The following is a 17,150-nucleotide window of genomic DNA, read 5'->3' on the forward strand; positions in this document are numbered from 1 at the left end:
TCTTCACAACAGTTTTGCAACAAAGATTCCCTTAATGACTGCCGCGATCTGACCGTTCACTTTGACGGTTGATTCCAACGTAATTCGTCCGCGACGTTTTCGCTGAAGACTGGCATGAAATGGCGTCCATACACCTTCGCCAGGCAGCGGACACTCTGCAATGAAATCGGCTTCAATCGGCTTTAAAAACTCGATTTCACTTTTCTGGATAACGATTTTGTAATTCGGTTGATCAACTCTGAGTTTTAGATGAATCAAAGTCCAGCCTGCCAGAATTCCCAGGCTCGCAATGCTGCCCCCAAAGGCGGTTTCCTGGTGGTTCAGATTGGGAACCAGTTTCGCACTCAGTTTCAGTGAACCATCTGTTACAGGCAATACGCTGAACTGCATGGCACGTGTTACCGGAATATGCTGATGCAAGTAAGCAGTCACTTCCTCAACATCGAATTCCATCACTGTTCCTTCCAGACAGACACACATCACATTCAGAAATCGTTTCTGAATCAATAGTGATCTATCATCGAAGAAAACACAAGCGTTAGAGGATCCAGTGTACTATTGACTTCAGCCTCAGTCTGCAGAAGGAAGTGGCGGTAAAAATTCTGGACCACCACTCGCAGGCGACTTCGGTTTGGGCGGCTGTGCCGAAGGAAACTGAGGAAGTGATTTTCGAGCAGGTTGCCATCTATTCTCCTGATCCGGTATCGATGGCCCGATCGGTCCTGCTTTTGGCTGTGAACGATTTTGTTTAAATTCCTGTTCAGGAACAGGGGTCGGAAAGACTTCACGAACAGGGGGACGGACAGGCTGTGGATTGAACTGCGACTGCAGTTGGCTGATAGCAGTCTGCATCCCCTCCAGCGTCTGACTCAAATGGTTCATTTCTCGCTCTGGAATCATCCGGTAAGGATATCCATGATATTGAAACCGTGGCTGTGGGTATCCGTTGCCTCCCTCGAAAATATAGCCATTGGGTCCCGTTGGTCGAATCACTGGTTCCCTGAGAACGGGTAACTGCATCATGGCCAGAGAATGATCCAGATCATCAACCAGGCGTTCCAGATCTGATAACGCCTGCTGCATGCCCTGCACTGGTGCCTGCAAGATCATCATCCGATGGATATTATCTGCGAGTTCATGTATTTCATATGCCTTATCAAATAACAGGCGTTGACCTCTGATTCCGCGAAAATTCGTGCGAATCTCCCTGCAGATCGTAAATGAGTCCTGATTAAGCCTCCTCCCCAAAGTCGCGACATCCGTCTGTTGCGCCCACAGGGAATTCGCAGGTAACGTGCAAAGTAAAACGACTGCGATATTAAATTGAATCATAGTGGTCCGATACATCTTGCTTTCCTCCTGCACGAGGTAAACCATCCATTGCTGTCAGATAAGAGTTGTTGCCTGCCAGGATATGAGAACAACTGGAATGATCAGGGGCAAAACGCGTTCCTTAATAGCATCGTAATATCTTCACTGGAGCTAAACTATTGAGGTCCCGATACTTAAAACCTGCCACTTCTCTTCTACCTCTGCGAATGCATTTAGGATTTCTCCGGATCTGCTGTAGTTTCGATAACAGTTGATTCAAATTGATCCCAATACAGGCGAAAGCAGATTGCCTGCCCTTTCCTCCCATGTCCCCTTCAGCATATAATCACAATTCCATCTTAAACTTAGACTGTTCAAATACTTCGGAAGATTTATATACCATGCCCTTCACAACTCGTAAGTTTGGTCCGCTCAATTGTCAGATCTATGATAATTTACCCGCCGATCAGTCCCCCGATATCATCGCAATCGTCAGTCATGGATTTGGTGCACCAGGAGATGATCTTGTTCCCCTGGGACCTGAGATCCTTAGAAATCAGCCACAAATATCAGAACGTGTACAGTTCATATTTCCCGCTGCGCCACTTTCCTTACTGGAGATGGGAATGCCCGGCGGTCGTGCGTGGTGGATGCTGGATGTCGCAGAGCTGAATGCCGCCATTGCTTCCGGAACAATCCGCGACCAGCGGGATAAAACTCCAGACGGTTTAATTGAAGCCGGTCAACAACTGCAGGAATTTGTTCTCGCTGTTCAACAGGAATCGGGATTGCCATTTTCCCGGATCGTACTGGCTGGTTTTTCACAAGGATCAATGGTCTCGACCGAAATCGCCTTTCAACTGCCACAACCACCGGCTGCACTGGTGATCTGGTCCGGCACACTGCTTTGTGAACAGCGCTGGGGAAGCCTGGCTGATCAGTCACCCCGTTTTCCTGTTCAGCAGAGCCACGGAACACAGGACCCCATCCTGCCTTATGCTGGTGCCATCTGGCTAAAAGAGATGCTGGAACAGCATGATTTTACTGTGGACTTTTCCGAATTTGTCGGCCCACACACGATTCCCGAGGTGGCAATTGATAAATTCCGTAAGTTGCTTAGTGATCTGACGGGCAGTCTTTAAATGAATAACAGGTTAATCTGCGGAAACCCTTTATTTGCAAAGGCAATGCATTGAGACTGGTGCAAATCCAAGCCATAATATCATTTGGTTCCTGTAAACAACCCCTATCGCGACTAGAACGTCCTTCGATATTTTCGTACACCGTCATTACCGAAACTGGTCTCCAGGCGAGACATCGCTTAATCGAAACCAGAATATAACCACATGAAATCATCTTCCTTTTTTCGATTCTCGTCTCTGCTGGTCCTGCTGTTGAGTACCCTGCTAAACAGTTCGCCTGCCTGTGCAGCAGAGCAGAAATCAGGCAGCCTGGAAATCACAAATCTGCAAGTTGGCTTTGATGGTCTGTATAAAGTAGGACGCTGGGTTCCAGTCTATCTGGAATTAACGACAGACAGTCCCCGCGACGTGCAATTATCTGTGATTGCGCGCTCGCCTGATGGAAATCCCACTGAAGTACCTTCCCAGGTATATTCACTCAAGACACCGGGAACCCACCGACTGTTTTCTAAATTTAAAACTGGCTTGCTGGACAGTCCACTTAAAGTTCGCCTGCGGGATGCACAGACTCAATCAATTCTGAAAGAGTTTTCTTTCACACCTCGTTCGAACCAAAATCAATTTACCGGAATTGGTTTAAAACAATCAGTCGAACTATGGGCCATGATTGGCTCTGTTGCTGGACTGGAGCCGGTCTCCCCCGACTCCCTGTCAGACCTAGACCGGAATCGCGACGAGTACGCTGCATTGATTGAAGACCAGTCATCTCTTCCCGAGTCCCCCTATGGATACGATACTCTCGACACGCTGGTTGTGGATGCCGATTTTTCTCAGGAACCTCGACAAAATGAAGCCATTCGCAAGTGGGTTGCTAATGGCGGCCATCTGGTCTTATGCGTCGGAGCTGATATTGAAGCTTATCAACATAGTCAATATGCCAGTTGGGTTCCCGTAAAAACTCTCGGTACTACCAGTGTCCGCGATTTAAGCAGTCTAGAGCTTTATGCTGCTGTTCGATCCCGAATTCGCGGGGTGGCTACTGCCAGTCGTATTGAAATCTCAACTGGCGAAATTCTGGCCACAGGACTCGATGGCCCACTGTTAGTCCGGGTTCCATACGGACTGGGAATCGTCACATTCCTGGCGCTAGACCTCAACACCAGCCCGCTGATAAACTGGGACGGATTAAATAATCTGAGCCGCAAACTGGCAACGCGAGCCAAACAGCCCATCGCTTCCAGTCAACAAAACGCGGTTCTGGGAAAGAGAATTTCCCAGACCGGGATATCAGAACTGGAAACACAGCTCTTCCATTCCCAGCAGACCTTCCCGGGTATCGAACGACCATCTCACTGGTGGGTCATGGCATTGATCCTGATTTATCTGCTGGTGATCGGTCCCCTCGATTATTTCCTGGTTCACAGGGTCTTGAAAAAACCTCATATCACCTGGTTCACTTTCCCGGCAATGGTTTTCATTGCCATCGCGTGGGGTGGCTTCACAGCCTTCAAAGATAATGGCAACGCCTTGCTCTCGACTCAATTAAACGTCGTTGACTACGATGTTTCGGCGGGACAGATGCGCGGACGATTTTATCTGAATTTATACAGCCCGGAAACGCGTCGATATCAGGTCAGCGTCAAATCATCCGTTCCTTCTCAATCGAAAGATCGGCCCCACTTTCCCACTTATCTCAACTGGAACGGACTACCGGAATCAACGTTTGCAGGAATGTATCGATCTGCGGAAGGCACTATTACCGGTCCAGCATACCAGTTCTCTGAACAATCTACGGGAATTGAAAACCTGCCCGTACTGAAGTGGGGAACCAAAAGTCTGCTGGCAGAGTGGAATCAACAGCAATCAGATCTGGTGACTTCCAATCTGACAGGTAATAACCTGGGACAACTTTCGGGAACGCTTACACATCAATTTTCCAGTTCGCTGAAAGACTGGGTACTCGCCTATGGAAATCGTGTTTATCTGCCGGTCAATAATCCAGAACAGCTCGATCAATCTTACATCCCGGCCAACCAGGTTTGGTCAATCAATGGTCCCCGGATCGAATCGAGAAACATAAAAGGATACCTGACCCGCTCTGTTTCTCGTCGTATCGAACAAAAAGGGCAGAACAACGCGACAATTGTAACAGTACAGACAGATTATAATCCGTTTGCCAAAAATGCTTATGAAATCCTCAAAATCCTGACGTTTCATGAGATGTCAGGAGGTTATGGCTATACCGGGCTTTCGAATATCTCAGGCGAACAACTGGATCTGACAGAACAACTCCGCTTGGGGAGAGCGGTCCTGTTCGCTCGTCTGGACACACCACTCAGTGTAGCAGAACTGGATCAGAACCAACTCGAGCAGGAACATCAGGATACTTATATTCGAGTCGTGATCCCCGTAAGCATTTCAGTCGATATTCAATATGAATTGCCGTCATTAGATAAAGAAGACAAAGAGACCAAAGATCAGCAGGACACACCATCCGGGAGCGATAACGAGTGATTGAAACACGGAATTTAACGAAACGCTATGGCGATCTGATCGCTGTTAACAACATTAACCTGAGCCTGGGTGAGGGGGATGTTTTTGGTTTTATCGGTCCGAACGGCTCTGGTAAAACGACAACCATGCGGATGATCGCCACCTTGCTCAGCCCGGATTATGGTGAAGCCTATGTGTGTGGAAAGTCTATCTATACCCATCCGGAAGAAATCAGACGCCTGGTCGGGTTCATGCCAGACTTTTTCGGCGTCTATGATGATATGACAGTGATTGAATATCTCGAATTCTTTGCCTCTGCTTACCGGATTAAAGGTCCCCAGCGTCGTAAAATCTGCGAGGAAAAGCTGGAGCTGGTCGATATGACGTTCAAGCGGGATGCAATGGTCAACCAGCTCTCCCGCGGCCAGACACAGCGAATCGGCCTGGCACGCGTACTGTTGCATGAACCCCAGGTACTTCTACTCGACGAACCAGCCAGTGGATTAGACCCCCGTGCGAGAATTGAAATTCGTAATCTGCTGAAACGACTGGGAGAACTGAAAAAGACGGTGATTGTTTCCAGTCATATTCTTCCCGAACTCGCTGACGTCTGCACGCGTGTCGGCATGATCGAAAAAGGAAATCTCATCGTTGATGACAATGTCGACGAAGTGATGAAAAAGGCGCGACAACAAATCATTCTGCACGTTGGTGTAGGCGAGAATACCGATAAAGCGGCTGCACTGCTGCAAGCGCACGAGCTGGTTTCCAAACTCGAAGTCCAGAAAAACGTCATGCTGGTGACGTTAAAAAGTGATGTGAAAGATTATACCTTCATCCCCTCGCTGCTGATCAGCGAGGGGTTCAAACTCAGCCTGTTCCGTGAAGAGGAAATCAACCTGGAAACGGCATTCATGGAACTCACCAAAGGACTGGTTCAGTAAATCTGACAGGCACTCTATTTTTTCTTTCTGGCAGCAGCCCGCTTTGCTTTACGGGCAGCTGCCTCTTTTTCTTCAGCCGCTTTCACCTCTGCTTCCGGCTTGCGCACCTGCTGCAATAACCATTCATAGATGTCCGGATTATTATAAGTTTCTGTCCAGGAATCATGGCCTGCTTCTGGATAAATGGTGAATTTCACGTCGGACTTTTCTTTCTTCAGGACATCCACCAGAGTCTGGGACCGTTCCAGAGGGACTGCAGTGTCTTTACCCCCATGAAACACCCAGATCGGAACGTGCTTGATTTTCTTGACCCAGAACTTTTCCCCGCCCCCACAAATAGGCACCAGGGCAGCAAATCGATAGGGAGTATAAGCCGCCAGTGACCAGGTACCAAAGCCTCCCATACTTAGACCAGTCACATAGATGCGGTCTTTATCGACCTTATATTTCTTCTCGATGTCATTCAACAGCGCAGTCAGTTCGACCGGTTGCCAGAGTTGGTCTTCAGGACATTGCGGAGAAACAACGATGAACGGAAATTGTTTGCCGTTTTTAACCAGCTTCGGTGGGCCATGGACCGTCACCAGATCCAGATCGTCTCCCCGTTCTCCTGCCCCATGGAGAAACAGAACTAGAGGCCATTTTTCTTTTTCATCATAGTTCTCTGGAAGATAGAGCAGATATTTCATCTTCACGGGAATCGTGGTGTTCAGCTCGGCGGCAGACTGGTTTCCGGTTTCCGGTTTCTCTGCTGCTTCACTGGAAACATACATCGAAGACACAGCAAAGATGAAACAGACCACTATTATTTTTTTTAACATATGGTTTTCTCTCCTGATTGAAAATGTCACCCCTGGTAAAATAAGCGACTCAGGAAACGAGCATGACAGAGAGCTCTAAAGACTTCAAGCTAAATGAGTTCCCGAATACCGCTAGAATGGATGCCTGTCGATCTAAAACAGGGAAAGCAGGAAGAATAAGCTGTATAAGAAAGCCTGATTTCTCGACCGCATCCCCCTCTGAGCGCATGAGATAAGTCCAGAATGGTCTTCTACGATAAGCGTTTTTTTGATAAATTACTGTTTCAACTCTCTACTTCTCTCCCTTCCTGTCATCTTAACTCAGCACCCCTCGCGCACATGAATTCTGCTTCTCTTTGCGGAAATCTTATTTCACAATCATTTTCTGAATTCAAACGAGTTTCCTGGAAACCGTTCTGGGTCGGAATCGTGTTATGCTGCGCCTCACTATCCGGCTGCCAGAAAAGCATGCTGCAAAACGTGCGAGAAACTCCGTTAGCTGCATCCCTGAAAGAGAAAGTGACACGAAAAGTACCAAAACACCTGGAAGGCTTACAGGTTTATCTTTCTCGTGATCAGTGGGTCAAAAATCATCACTGGTCTCCGGAACTGGAATGGAAGACCTTTCAGGAGGACAGCGCAGAGTATCATCTCGCACCGATTGAGGTACAACGCTGGGTATTTGGATCGGTTGACCAGAACTCTCTGTTAAGTGAAATCAGTAATCAGCAACCATTGACTCCCCCTGAACAGACGACTTCAGAACCTGAGCCCAAATCCAAACCATCAGTACCCGATCAGACAGCACAATCTGACTCGAATAATCCAACAAAACAGCAGAAACCGGAAAGCTGGTCATTTAACGCGTTTCAGGATTATTTCTTCGATCATAAAAACCATAGTTCAAAACGATCAGAGAATCACGGACTCGACAAATTTGAAGCATTGCAGGAATTATCAACGTGGGATAATCTGGCCGGCTGGAACGCGGCGATTCTCTGGGCTACCTTATCGCCTGCAACGGCCATTGAGGCACTGCCAACCCTCGAGAAAGTGGCTCTGGAACTCCCACTGCGACCACAGAATAATACTAAAGATAATTCCGGTAAATCAGAGCAGCCTACAGTATCAGAGGCAATGCAACATGCTGCCTTGAATGCGATCTCTCTGGTACTGTCTCAAGCCGATGCGATTCCACTCGAGACACGGAATCGATTAACCCAGCGACTTCAGCGTCCTGACCTTTCCCTTGAACTGAGAAGCGAACTCTATCTTGCCCTGGCCCGATTCACGCATCCTGCTGGAATCCCCTCTCTGGAACAGTCGCTGGAAATCAGTGAGCAAAATGCAACTGCACCGAAATCATTGAGACGAGCAGCAATGCAAGCCTGTATTCTACATGGTTTCTGGTTTCATACTGAACAAAAGCTGGCGGCCCATCCTGATGAACCTCGTAGTTTCAACCCCGACGAATGGCCTGCCAATATCATGCAGGTTCGCTGGGACTCCGATGCAAATATGCGTTGGAACTTTGGTTACTGGGCCGCATTAATTCGCCATCCTGATGCTGAAACAATTCTCACCTCTCAACTGAGAGATGCAGATCTGGTAGTTCAGACTAAAGCCATCGAACACCTGGGAATGATGGGATCGGAAACAGCACTGCAAATTCTCAAAGAGTATGCGCAAAGTCCTGCAGAGAATATTCGTGTTGCTGCAGTAAAAGGTCTCAGTTCCTGGGGGCCGATGCATCTTATCCCTCTCAAAGACGATACATCCTCCGCTGTCAGACTTGAAGTCGCCACAGGCCTGGGAAAAACTCCAACTGCTGAATCCGCGCTTCATCTGCGATCATTGATCAATGATCGCAGTTCTCAGGTACAGCATACTGTTATTCAAGCCATTTCAGGCTGGCCAGATGATCTTGCCGTACCATTACTGCTGGATGGGATCCAGGAAGGAGTCTATAAAACACGTCGCCAAAGCATTATACAACTCGTTGACCGGACAGGCCTGGGCGGATCAATCTCCATCGAAGCCCCGCAAAAAGAACGCGTTGCTGCTGTCAATGACCTGGTTCAGAGTGGCCAGCTCACGGGAAGTTTCTGGGGACAGCTCATGCAACAGGGACTTAAGTCCGGGCAGGAAATCAATCAGGGCCGCGCTGCCGAAATTCAGTCCTATTTTCAAAACCTGATCAACCAACCTCGCGAATCATCTGAATATCAACAGGCCTACCAGGAACTTGCTAACATCAGTCCTGCCGAAGTTAAAGTGCTGGAGAAACTGATCAGAGAAACTTCAATCGAAATCCCCGGTGAAATTTATACTGATTTACTGGTTAACCTGGCTCCTGAATATGCTGCATTGAATCAACTGACCAGTCCCCACATCACAGATCGACGCGAAGCCGCACAACAGTTATTTGTCAGTTCACAGAACATATCATTGAACCCGGTGGTTGTATCTCGCCTGCGAAAGCTGATGTCACACGAACAGGATCGGCTGGTCTGGCGAATTGTGATGTCAGCTGTTGAAAAAGACAACTACGATGAAGCTGCGCAACTGGCATTGCTGGCAATCAATCATAACTGGCCTGACATCCGAATCCTGGGTTGTGAGTATTTTGGTTCTCATGGATTACCCCAGTATGCAAACTGGCTGCTCCCATTGCTGGATGATAAGAACCACACGGTTCAGCTGGCTGCCATCAGGGCGATCGGCAAGTGCCACAACCCGATTGCGATCTCTGGAATACAGAAACCAGGCGAAAGCCAGAATCCCTCGCCTTCACTTCGTTCTCTACTGACTCACTCAAATCGACGTGTACGCTTCGAAACGGTGGTAGCGCTCAGTCGGCTGGGTGATTTTGCCGGTATGCAGGAACTGCTGCGAATCTCAAATGACACTCAGGTTGCGATGAAAAATGAAGCCGTACAGGAAATGGGTAATTCCGGACAGACACGTTTTGTAGAACCTCTGATCCAGATGGCCTGGACCGAGCGAAACAACTCTACGCTCAAAGAAATCTTGAACAGCCTTGATAAACTGGTACCAGACTCGGAGCAGCCAGCTGATCTGAACCCGCAACAGGACCGGTCAGATCAGGCTAAAATCTGGATGAACTGGTGGCAAACACAACACTCTGGACAAGGTTCGCGACTGTTTACAGGGCGTTAAGTATGAATTCTTGTTTTTGATGTACTTGATGGTTGTTCTCCTCTCCGGGATATCAGTATCATGGGTACTAAATAATATAATTTCTCTCCAAAGAATGTTTTCATCAGTGCGGAACCACTACATGGCTAACTACCACGACGACTTTCAACTGGAATGGCATGGAAATACGGTCGTAATCATTCCTGCGAGCAATGTCGAGTCAATGAGCTGGGATCTGATTGAACAGGCCGCTGATATTGTCATGGCACCGCTGCAGGAAGTCGAAATCCCGATGGTCGTCTTCGACCTGAGTGATGTCAGTTATTTCGGCTCCGTGTTTCTGGCACTGCTGCTGCGCTGTCACAAACATGTTCGCAGCCGAGGAGGAGAGTTAGTATTATGTGGTGCCAGTAAGATGGCCAACGAACTCTTGCGTATCACTGCACTGGACACACTCTGGGCTATTTACGAGACCAGAGATGAAGCACTGGATGCCCTGATGGGCTGACCGGAGAGTCTGGTTCTCACATTCGTCTCGACTCGCTATGTTAAAGGATTAATGGATCATGTCGAGGAAATATCGTAAAACACGCCCCGGCGTCTCAGAATCTGATGTATTACCAACTGAACACAGTTCGGAACTTTATCCGCATCAGTCTATCGTTGCCAGCATCAAAGAGACGGCCGATAAACTCAAACAGGACCAGGCCACCCGCGGCGACCTGAAAATCCTGGACCGGGCCCTGAAGGAATTACGGTATGCTTTCAAGGTTTTCACTCCCTATCGAAAACAGCGCAAAGTCACCGTCTTTGGTTCTGCCCGCACAAACCCCGACGATCCTTCCTATCAGCAGGCGTTGCAGTTTGGACGGAGAATGGCGGAAGAAAAATGGATGATTGTTACAGGTGCCGGCCCCGGAATCATGGAAGCTGCCCATGTCGGCGCGGGAACCGACATGTCGATGGGCGTCAATATCATGCTGCCCTTCGAGCAGGAGCCCAACTACGTAATCCATAAAGACGAAAAACTGGTCAACTTAAACTACTTCTTCACTCGAAAACTCCTGTTCGTCAAAGAAGTCCATGCGATTGTCTGCTGTGCAGGCGGATTTGGGACCCTCGACGAAGCATTTGAGACTCTGACACTCGTTCAGACGGGAAAACGCGATCCTATGCCGATCGTACTGCTGGATGCTCCGGGAGGATCTTACTGGAAAGACTGGGAAGAATTCCTTAAAAACAATCTCTTAAAACAGGAATTAATCTCCAAAGAAGACCTGTCTCTTTTTCATGTCACAGACGACTTGGAAGACGCCGTTGATGAAGTGATCGGTTTTTACAGCGTTTATAACAGTATGCGATATGTCAAAGGGCGGCTCGTACTTCGCCTGCATGTCGAACCCAGTAATGAATTCATTGAGAAACTGAATGATGAATTCAAGGATATTCTTGATTCCGGGATTATCACAAAAGTCAAAGCACACGAGCTGGAAAAGGACGATGAGCACCTCGCCGATCTGCCGCGCATTTCCCTAATATTCAATCGCAAGAATCTCGGCCGATTGCGACAGTTGATTGATCGCATCAACACCGAACTGGGTCCGCAGAGTTCTGAAGAAGCGGAAGAGGAAGAGTAGCGTTTCACCTTATCGCTGAATCAGCTTTATCCAAGCAGACTTTTGAATTCATCTTCGTGCTTCAGCAGTTCCTGAAGCTTGACCATCGACCGGCTGATCATCACACGGACGGCAACTTCAGATTTATCCAGTTGCTCTGCAATCTCTTTTGTCGGAATCCCCTCTACATATTTCAGGCGAATTGCTTCCCTGGCTTCTTCAGGCAGTCTCTCTAAAGCGAGCAGCAGCTTCATTTCCCGGGCCCCACGGGAAAATGCCTGGCTGGGACTGGTGATACTGGCAACCAGCAAATCCATAAACCCCTGCCCTGCACCTTCAGCAGAGACCGGTTGCCTGGCCTCGCGTCCGGCTGCACGTTTCTGAACCTGAAAGTATTTCCGATGGTTGTCAATAATCCGGCGTTCTGCGAGGTGGCATAACCAGTTGAATGGAGGTTTCTGTTCGAAGTCCATGCTCTTAAATGAATCGACGGCATTCAATGAGACTTCCTGCAGGATGTCAGCCGCTTCCACTTTAGATTTGAGGGCATCACTCATATTTTTATTAATGAATGCCAGTAAAGGAGCCCGATGCCGTTCCAGAAAAGTCAGCAAAGCCGGCTCACTCCCCGACTTGATCTCCTGAACCAGAATCTCGATATCAGTCGTCATAATCCACATCAATTCCTGCTAAGTCAGGTCCAACGATTCGGTGATACGTTCAGCTTTCCCACCCGTTCATAATTGGTTATCATGCCTGTCTGACATGTATACCTGACATCGTTATATCATCAACACAGCCGTTCATCCACTGAAAGTTTCGCGTTAATCCAAGTCGGATCTTCATTCAGTAATTTGGGAGCTTAAAGTTGTCTGCTTCAGAGCCAAACCAGAAGCTTTCAGAAAGTCAAGTTGTGATTGATGCACTGACTCAGGCCATGGAACGGTTTGTCAGTGATTGGGAATCCCGCCAGTCCCCACCCAATTTGGAGGACTATGTGTCTGTCGTTGATCCTCAACACCGATTTCTACTGATCGAGCTGATAAAAATTGATCTGGAATTTCGCTGGCAACAGTTTAATTTTCCCAAAAGAATTCTGGAATACCTCGACGATTTTCCCATTCTGGAAGAACCAGAGGTCCCTGTCGATTTGCTGTATGAGGAATTCCACCTCCGCCGTCAAAATGGTTTCGAAGTCGACCCTGCTGAATATATTGGCTTAATTTCCACGGCCAACTCACAGCTTGGACAACTGTTTGAGCTCGACCATGCTTACAGCACGACAAAAATGCTAAATCATCCCCCGCTGCAGGTATTCAAACAGTTTCAACCGGGGGATTGCGTTGATGACTTTGAGCTGTTAACACTTCTAGGCAAAGGTGCCTTCGCTAAAGTTTTTCAGGCAAGACAAAATTCCATGCAGCGGATTGTGGCGCTGAAAATATCCGAAGATTCCAGTGATGAACCACAAACACTTGCCCAACTGGATCATGACAACATCGTACGCGTCTTCGACCAGCGATTGCTGACTGATCAGAAAATCCGACTGCTCTATATGCAGTACCTGCCTGGAGGCACTTTGCAGTCAGTCGTCGAGATTGTTCGCAATACGGCTCCTGATGAACGCTCGGGAAGAATTCTGGTAAATGCACTCGATCAGTCTCTGGATCTAAGAGGAGAGTCAAGACCTGCTGAATCGTTAACTTATCAGAAATTTCAAACATTATCCTGGTCGGAATCGATCTGCTGGCTGGGCATCCGACTGGCTCAGGCTTTGCACTATGCACATCAAAAGGGAGTCTTACACAGGGATATCAAACCTGCCAATGTTCTGCTGACCGCCGAAGGCATTCCAAAACTTGCCGACTTCAATATCAGTTTCAGTTCCCATGTCAGTGGTACAACTCCAGCCGCTTATTTTGGAGGCAGCCTGGCGTACATGTCTCCGGAACAACTCGAAGCCTACGACCCCACGGATGCAAGACTCCCTGAAAGCCTGGACGAACGCAGCGATCTGTATTCGCTGGGACTCATGCTGTCAGAACTCTTAACGGGAACCCGTCCTTTCCACGATCCCTCAATCCAATCCAGCTGGTCCGATCTGCTGAAACAGATGATCCAGCAGCGTAAAACGGGAATCTCATTAGCTGCCTACCCTCAACACCTGCCTTCCGACTGCCCGGAGCATCTGGTTTCAGTTCTGCAAAAATGCCTGGCTCCCGATCCGGCTCACCGCTGGCGTTCAGGCGCGGAACTTGCCAGCCAACTGGAACTCTGCCTGAATCCCCGGGCACAGCAGATCCTGTTCCCCGCGTCGAAAAGCTGGTTTACAATACTCAAAGGCTGGGAAGTTCCGCTCGTCGTCCTCATTGTGGCAATCCCAAATATTCTGGCGGGCATCTTCAACTTCTTTCACAACCAGAAACATATTGTCGAACACCTAAAAAATTCACAGGATGCCTTCTGGAAAATTCAATCTGCAATCAATATGATCGCCTATCCGACAGGACTTGGCTTGATTGGCTGGCTAACCTGGCTCCTATTGCGGTTTGCCGCTGATAGTGAAACAGATCCTCAGTCAGATCTGCAAAAAAGCATCGTCATGCAGAAACGCTGCCTGCGACTGGGACATTATGCAGCCTTAATCTGTACGGCGGAGTGGATCATTGCCGGAATCGCATATCCGATCAGTATGCATTATGCGATTGGTTCACTGCCCGCTACCGCGTATATTCATTTCCTGGGCTCACTAATCCTGTGCGGCCTGATCGCTGCCAGCTATCCTTTCTTTGGCGTCACCTATTTCAGTCTGCATACCATCTACCCTCGCTTGATTCAGAACTCGGACTTCACTCAGTTAGCACCGGATTCCTATCAGCAACTCAAACGTTTGAGCTGGGTTTACCTGATCATGGCATTCCTGGTGCCAACACTCAGTATCGCTTCGCTGGCAATGATCAACCTGAATGATAAAATCGCGATCGGCATTCTCACTGTAGCCGGTACCCTGGGAGCGGTCAGTATCTTTCGTATATTTCAGACCCTGCAGGCAGATCTGGATGCACTTGAGGAACTCTCCAGGCGTGTCCACTCCTCTCTGAAATAATTTCCAGCCAGTTTCCCAGCTCGGAAAACCCGCTCGTTTCAGCCAGAAACCTTCCAGAAGAGGTACACATTTCCATTTATCGTTTTTTATTGAAAATTGCTGTAACAGAATTGATCCGTTCCCGCTTGGTTAAGTGTAAGACACACAGCACAACACTTAATCAAAACACTAAGGAACGAAATGATGAAAACGACCGCCACCCTGTTCACATGCTTTACAGTATCCCTGATTTTGGTTTCCGGAAATGCAACAGCTGGAAACAATCGTTTTTCCGGTAAATCGAGCAAGAGTTCTAGCAGTCGTTCCTTCAGTCATCAGGGGAACCATCATTCTCGAACTAAGAACTTCAATAATCGTTCCGGTCATTCACAGTACAATCATCGTTCATCGAACCAGCGTTTTTCTCGATACAACAAATCTTCTTCCAGACAGAACAACTACAAAACATCGTTCAACACAAAAACAAACAACCATCATTTCAAATCAACTCCCAAACAGTTCAACCCACAACACAAAGCAACTCAGCGTCCTTTCAAAACTGAGCATAAAACGATCAATCACAACAAATTTCATGGCCATCACAACAATCATCATGGACATCATCACCGGAATCGTCCCTGGGTTCATGTCAATACTCGCCCCCTGTGTCCTCCCGTCTGTCGTCCCTGGTATCCAGTTACCTGTGTCGATCCAATTATAACGCCCTGTGTAATCACAGCATGTTCTCCCATCTATTCCAACAAAACGGGGGAAGCAGTCGCTGAAGTTTCTGAAGAAACCGTAACAGCAGAATTTACTGAAACCGAAACCAGTACGGAACCGGTTAAACAGGAACGCCTGGAACTGGTTTCCGGAAAACGGTTTCAACTGTCAGCAGAAGGTCTGGGAGACGAGCAGGGTATGGTTATCCTGGAGATCAATGAAATGGGTCTGCCAGCAATAATCGAAACATGGGAAGACGGCGTCCTGGCTTTCCAGACGCCTCAGATCGGATTGTCCAAAGTAACAGAAGCCAAAATGCATGTTATGAACAGCAAAGGTCAATTACTGGCAACACTGGACATTAACCTGTTACCCGCAACAGAACAGGTAACGAATACAGTCGCTTCCAACTGAACTGAATCTAATCTGATTAAAAAAAGCGTCTTCGAACTGATCGAAGACGCTTTTTATTGTATATGTAAATCGATGTCATTCTATCGGGATCGCAAACTGGAAAAAATTCCTCCGCCATGATACGGAGCCCTGTCAGAGAGAGACTCTTCCAGCCGCAACAGTTGATTATACTTTGCCAGCCGCTCACTGCGTCCTACCGAACCAACCTTGAGTTGCCCTGCTCCCGTAGCGACAACTAGATCGGCAATAGTCGTATCTTCTGTTTCACCGCTTCTGGCAGAAACCACAGGCCAGTAACCATAATTAATGGCCATCTTCAATGTTTCCAGAGTTTCGGTCAGTGTTCCAATCTGATTCAGCTTAATCAGAACACTGTTTGCTGTCTGGCTTTCAATTCCCTGCTGCAGTCGTTTCGGGTTGGTCACAAACAGATCATCACCAATCAGTTGAACGCGATGCCCCAGTCTATCGGTCAGTTTCTTCCAGCCAGACCAGTCATCTTCTGCCAGACCGTCTTCAATACTGATGATTGGATACGTGTCGACCCAGCGTTCCAGCATATCAATTACGTCATCAGATGATAATGCTTCATCTCCCGTCGCATTCAGATGGTAGGTGTCGGTCTCAGCATCATAGAAGTGGGTACTGGCCACATCGAGTCCAATCGCTACATCTTCACCGGGGTTCAGTCCTGAAGCCTCAATGGCAGCAACAACATATTTCACTGCCTCGCTGTTGCAACTTAATTTCGGACCATAACCGCCTTCGTCACCGACGAGGGATCCTTCATGCCCGGTCTTATTAAGAATCTGTCCCAGTCGGCGATAGATTGTCACAATCCACTCAAAGGCCTGCCGATAGGAAGTTGCGCCGACAGGCAGAATCAGAAAGTCCTGAAAATCCAGATTGCGACCGGCGTGCAGCCCCCCGGAAATCATATTGACCATCGGTAGAGGAAGAGACATGGACCGGGCCAGAAGATTCGTCCGCTGGGTCTGCTCCGATTCTTCTGCAAAGCCGGAACTGATATAATCAGACCAGATTTCAGCAAATCGCTCGACTGGAGTCTGCCCCTGGGACTCCGCAGCGGCGTAAGCGGTTGCCAGTGAAGCCCCCAGAATCGCATTCGCGCCTAAGCGGGATTTATTCTCTGTCCCATCCAGTTCACAGAGAATTGCATCAATGCCACTCTGGTTCGAAGCATCCTGTCCGATCAATGCAGCAGCGATTTCCCGCCTGACATTTTCGACTGCCTGACTGACACCTAAACCATCAAATCGATCCGCATCCTGATCGCGTAACTCAACGGCTTCAAATTTTCCGGTACTGGCACCGCTGGGAACAATGGCACGTCCGCAACGAGAACCGGCACAACAGATCTCAACCTCCACTGTCGGATTACCACGACTGTCAAATAATTCGCGTGCGTGGACGTACTCAATTTGCGTCATTTCAGATCACAC

Annotated in this window: 13 protein-coding genes; 8 read left to right on the top strand and 5 right to left on the bottom strand. The window is 48.3% G+C overall.

The features are described 5' to 3' along the window. Positions 1 to 3: 3 nt before the first annotated feature. Both GmarT_RS16740 and GmarT_RS16745 read right to left on the bottom strand, forming a co-directional pair. Positions 4 to 453 carry a YiiD C-terminal domain-containing protein gene (locus GmarT_RS16740; protein ID WP_044236998.1) on the bottom strand — a complete coding sequence of 150 codons (450 nt, stop codon included), beginning with the start codon at positions 451 to 453 and terminating at the stop codon, positions 4 to 6. A 117-nt stretch (positions 454 to 570) separates the two neighbouring features. Continuing rightward, positions 571 to 1,347 carry a hypothetical protein gene (locus tag GmarT_RS16745; protein WP_002645255.1) on the bottom strand — a complete coding sequence of 259 codons (777 nt, stop codon included), beginning with the start codon at positions 1,345 to 1,347 and terminating at the stop codon, positions 571 to 573. Between the two features lie 365 nt (positions 1,348 to 1,712). On the opposite strand from GmarT_RS16745, the gene GmarT_RS16750 reads away from it, so the two are divergent. The 3 genes from GmarT_RS16750 (at position 1,713) to GmarT_RS16760 (ending at position 5,890) form a co-directional block, all read left to right on the top strand. Further along, positions 1,713 to 2,453 (top strand): alpha/beta hydrolase, encoded by a 741-nt coding sequence (locus tag GmarT_RS16750; protein WP_002645254.1) that lies wholly within the window; start codon positions 1,713 to 1,715, stop codon positions 2,451 to 2,453. A gap of 204 nt (positions 2,454 to 2,657) precedes the next feature. Next, positions 2,658 to 4,967, top strand: coding sequence for a DUF4350 domain-containing protein (locus GmarT_RS16755; RefSeq protein ID WP_002645253.1), 2,310 nt, complete (start codon positions 2,658 to 2,660; stop codon positions 4,965 to 4,967). Further along, a complete protein-coding gene (locus tag GmarT_RS16760) occupies positions 4,964 to 5,890 on the top strand; it encodes an ABC transporter ATP-binding protein (RefSeq protein WP_002645252.1) in 927 nt (308 codons plus the stop codon). Before GmarT_RS16755 ends, GmarT_RS16760 begins: the two co-directional genes overlap by 4 nt. Positions 5,891 to 5,904: 14 nt before the next feature. Here GmarT_RS16760 and GmarT_RS16765 read toward each other — a convergent pair whose 3' ends face one another. Beyond that, positions 5,905 to 6,711 (bottom strand): carboxylesterase family protein, encoded by an 807-nt coding sequence (locus tag GmarT_RS16765; RefSeq protein WP_002645251.1) that lies wholly within the window; start codon positions 6,709 to 6,711, stop codon positions 5,905 to 5,907. 447 nt (positions 6,712 to 7,158) lie between these two features. Between GmarT_RS16765 and GmarT_RS16770 the strand changes: the two genes are divergently transcribed. The 3 genes from GmarT_RS16770 (at position 7,159) to GmarT_RS16780 (ending at position 11,486) form a co-directional block, all read left to right on the top strand. Further along, the gene (locus tag GmarT_RS16770; RefSeq protein WP_002645249.1) at positions 7,159 to 9,870 is read left to right on the top strand and encodes a HEAT repeat domain-containing protein; all 2,712 of its coding nucleotides are present in this window, start codon (positions 7,159 to 7,161) and stop codon (positions 9,868 to 9,870) included. Positions 9,871 to 9,991: 121 nt separating this feature from the next. Next, the gene (locus GmarT_RS16775; RefSeq protein WP_002645248.1) at positions 9,992 to 10,357 is read left to right on the top strand and encodes an STAS domain-containing protein; all 366 of its coding nucleotides are present in this window, start codon (positions 9,992 to 9,994) and stop codon (positions 10,355 to 10,357) included. Positions 10,358 to 10,415: 58 nt separating this feature from the next. After that, entirely contained in the window at positions 10,416 to 11,486 is a 1,071-nt protein-coding gene (locus GmarT_RS16780; RefSeq protein ID WP_002645247.1) for an LOG family protein, read from the top strand. A gap of 26 nt (positions 11,487 to 11,512) precedes the next feature. Here the strand turns inward: GmarT_RS16780 and GmarT_RS16785 are convergent, their stop codons facing one another. Beyond that, complete coding sequence (locus GmarT_RS16785) at positions 11,513 to 12,136, bottom strand: RNA polymerase sigma factor (RefSeq protein ID WP_002645246.1); 624 nt, start codon at positions 12,134 to 12,136, stop codon at positions 11,513 to 11,515. 242 nt (positions 12,137 to 12,378) lie between these two features. Here GmarT_RS16785 and GmarT_RS16790 point away from each other — a divergent pair, with 242 nt between their 5' ends. Together GmarT_RS16790 and GmarT_RS16795 are read left to right on the top strand one after the other, a co-directional pair. After that, positions 12,379 to 14,571, top strand: a complete 2,193-nt coding sequence (locus GmarT_RS16790) for a serine/threonine-protein kinase (protein WP_002645245.1) — start codon at positions 12,379 to 12,381, stop codon at positions 14,569 to 14,571. A 180-nt stretch (positions 14,572 to 14,751) separates the two neighbouring features. After that, positions 14,752 to 15,687, top strand: a complete 936-nt coding sequence (locus GmarT_RS16795; protein WP_149302997.1) for a hypothetical protein — start codon at positions 14,752 to 14,754, stop codon at positions 15,685 to 15,687. A gap of 80 nt (positions 15,688 to 15,767) precedes the next feature. Here the strand turns inward: GmarT_RS16795 and eno are convergent, their stop codons facing one another. Beyond that, positions 15,768 to 17,138 carry a phosphopyruvate hydratase gene (gene eno, locus GmarT_RS16800; RefSeq protein WP_002645244.1) on the bottom strand — a complete coding sequence of 457 codons (1,371 nt, stop codon included), beginning with the start codon at positions 17,136 to 17,138 and terminating at the stop codon, positions 15,768 to 15,770. Between the last annotated feature and the right edge of the window lie 12 nt (positions 17,139 to 17,150).

The sequence above is a fragment of the Gimesia maris genome, assembly GCF_008298035.1.
GTDB classification, from domain to species: Bacteria; Planctomycetota; Planctomycetia; order Planctomycetales; family Planctomycetaceae; genus Gimesia; species Gimesia maris.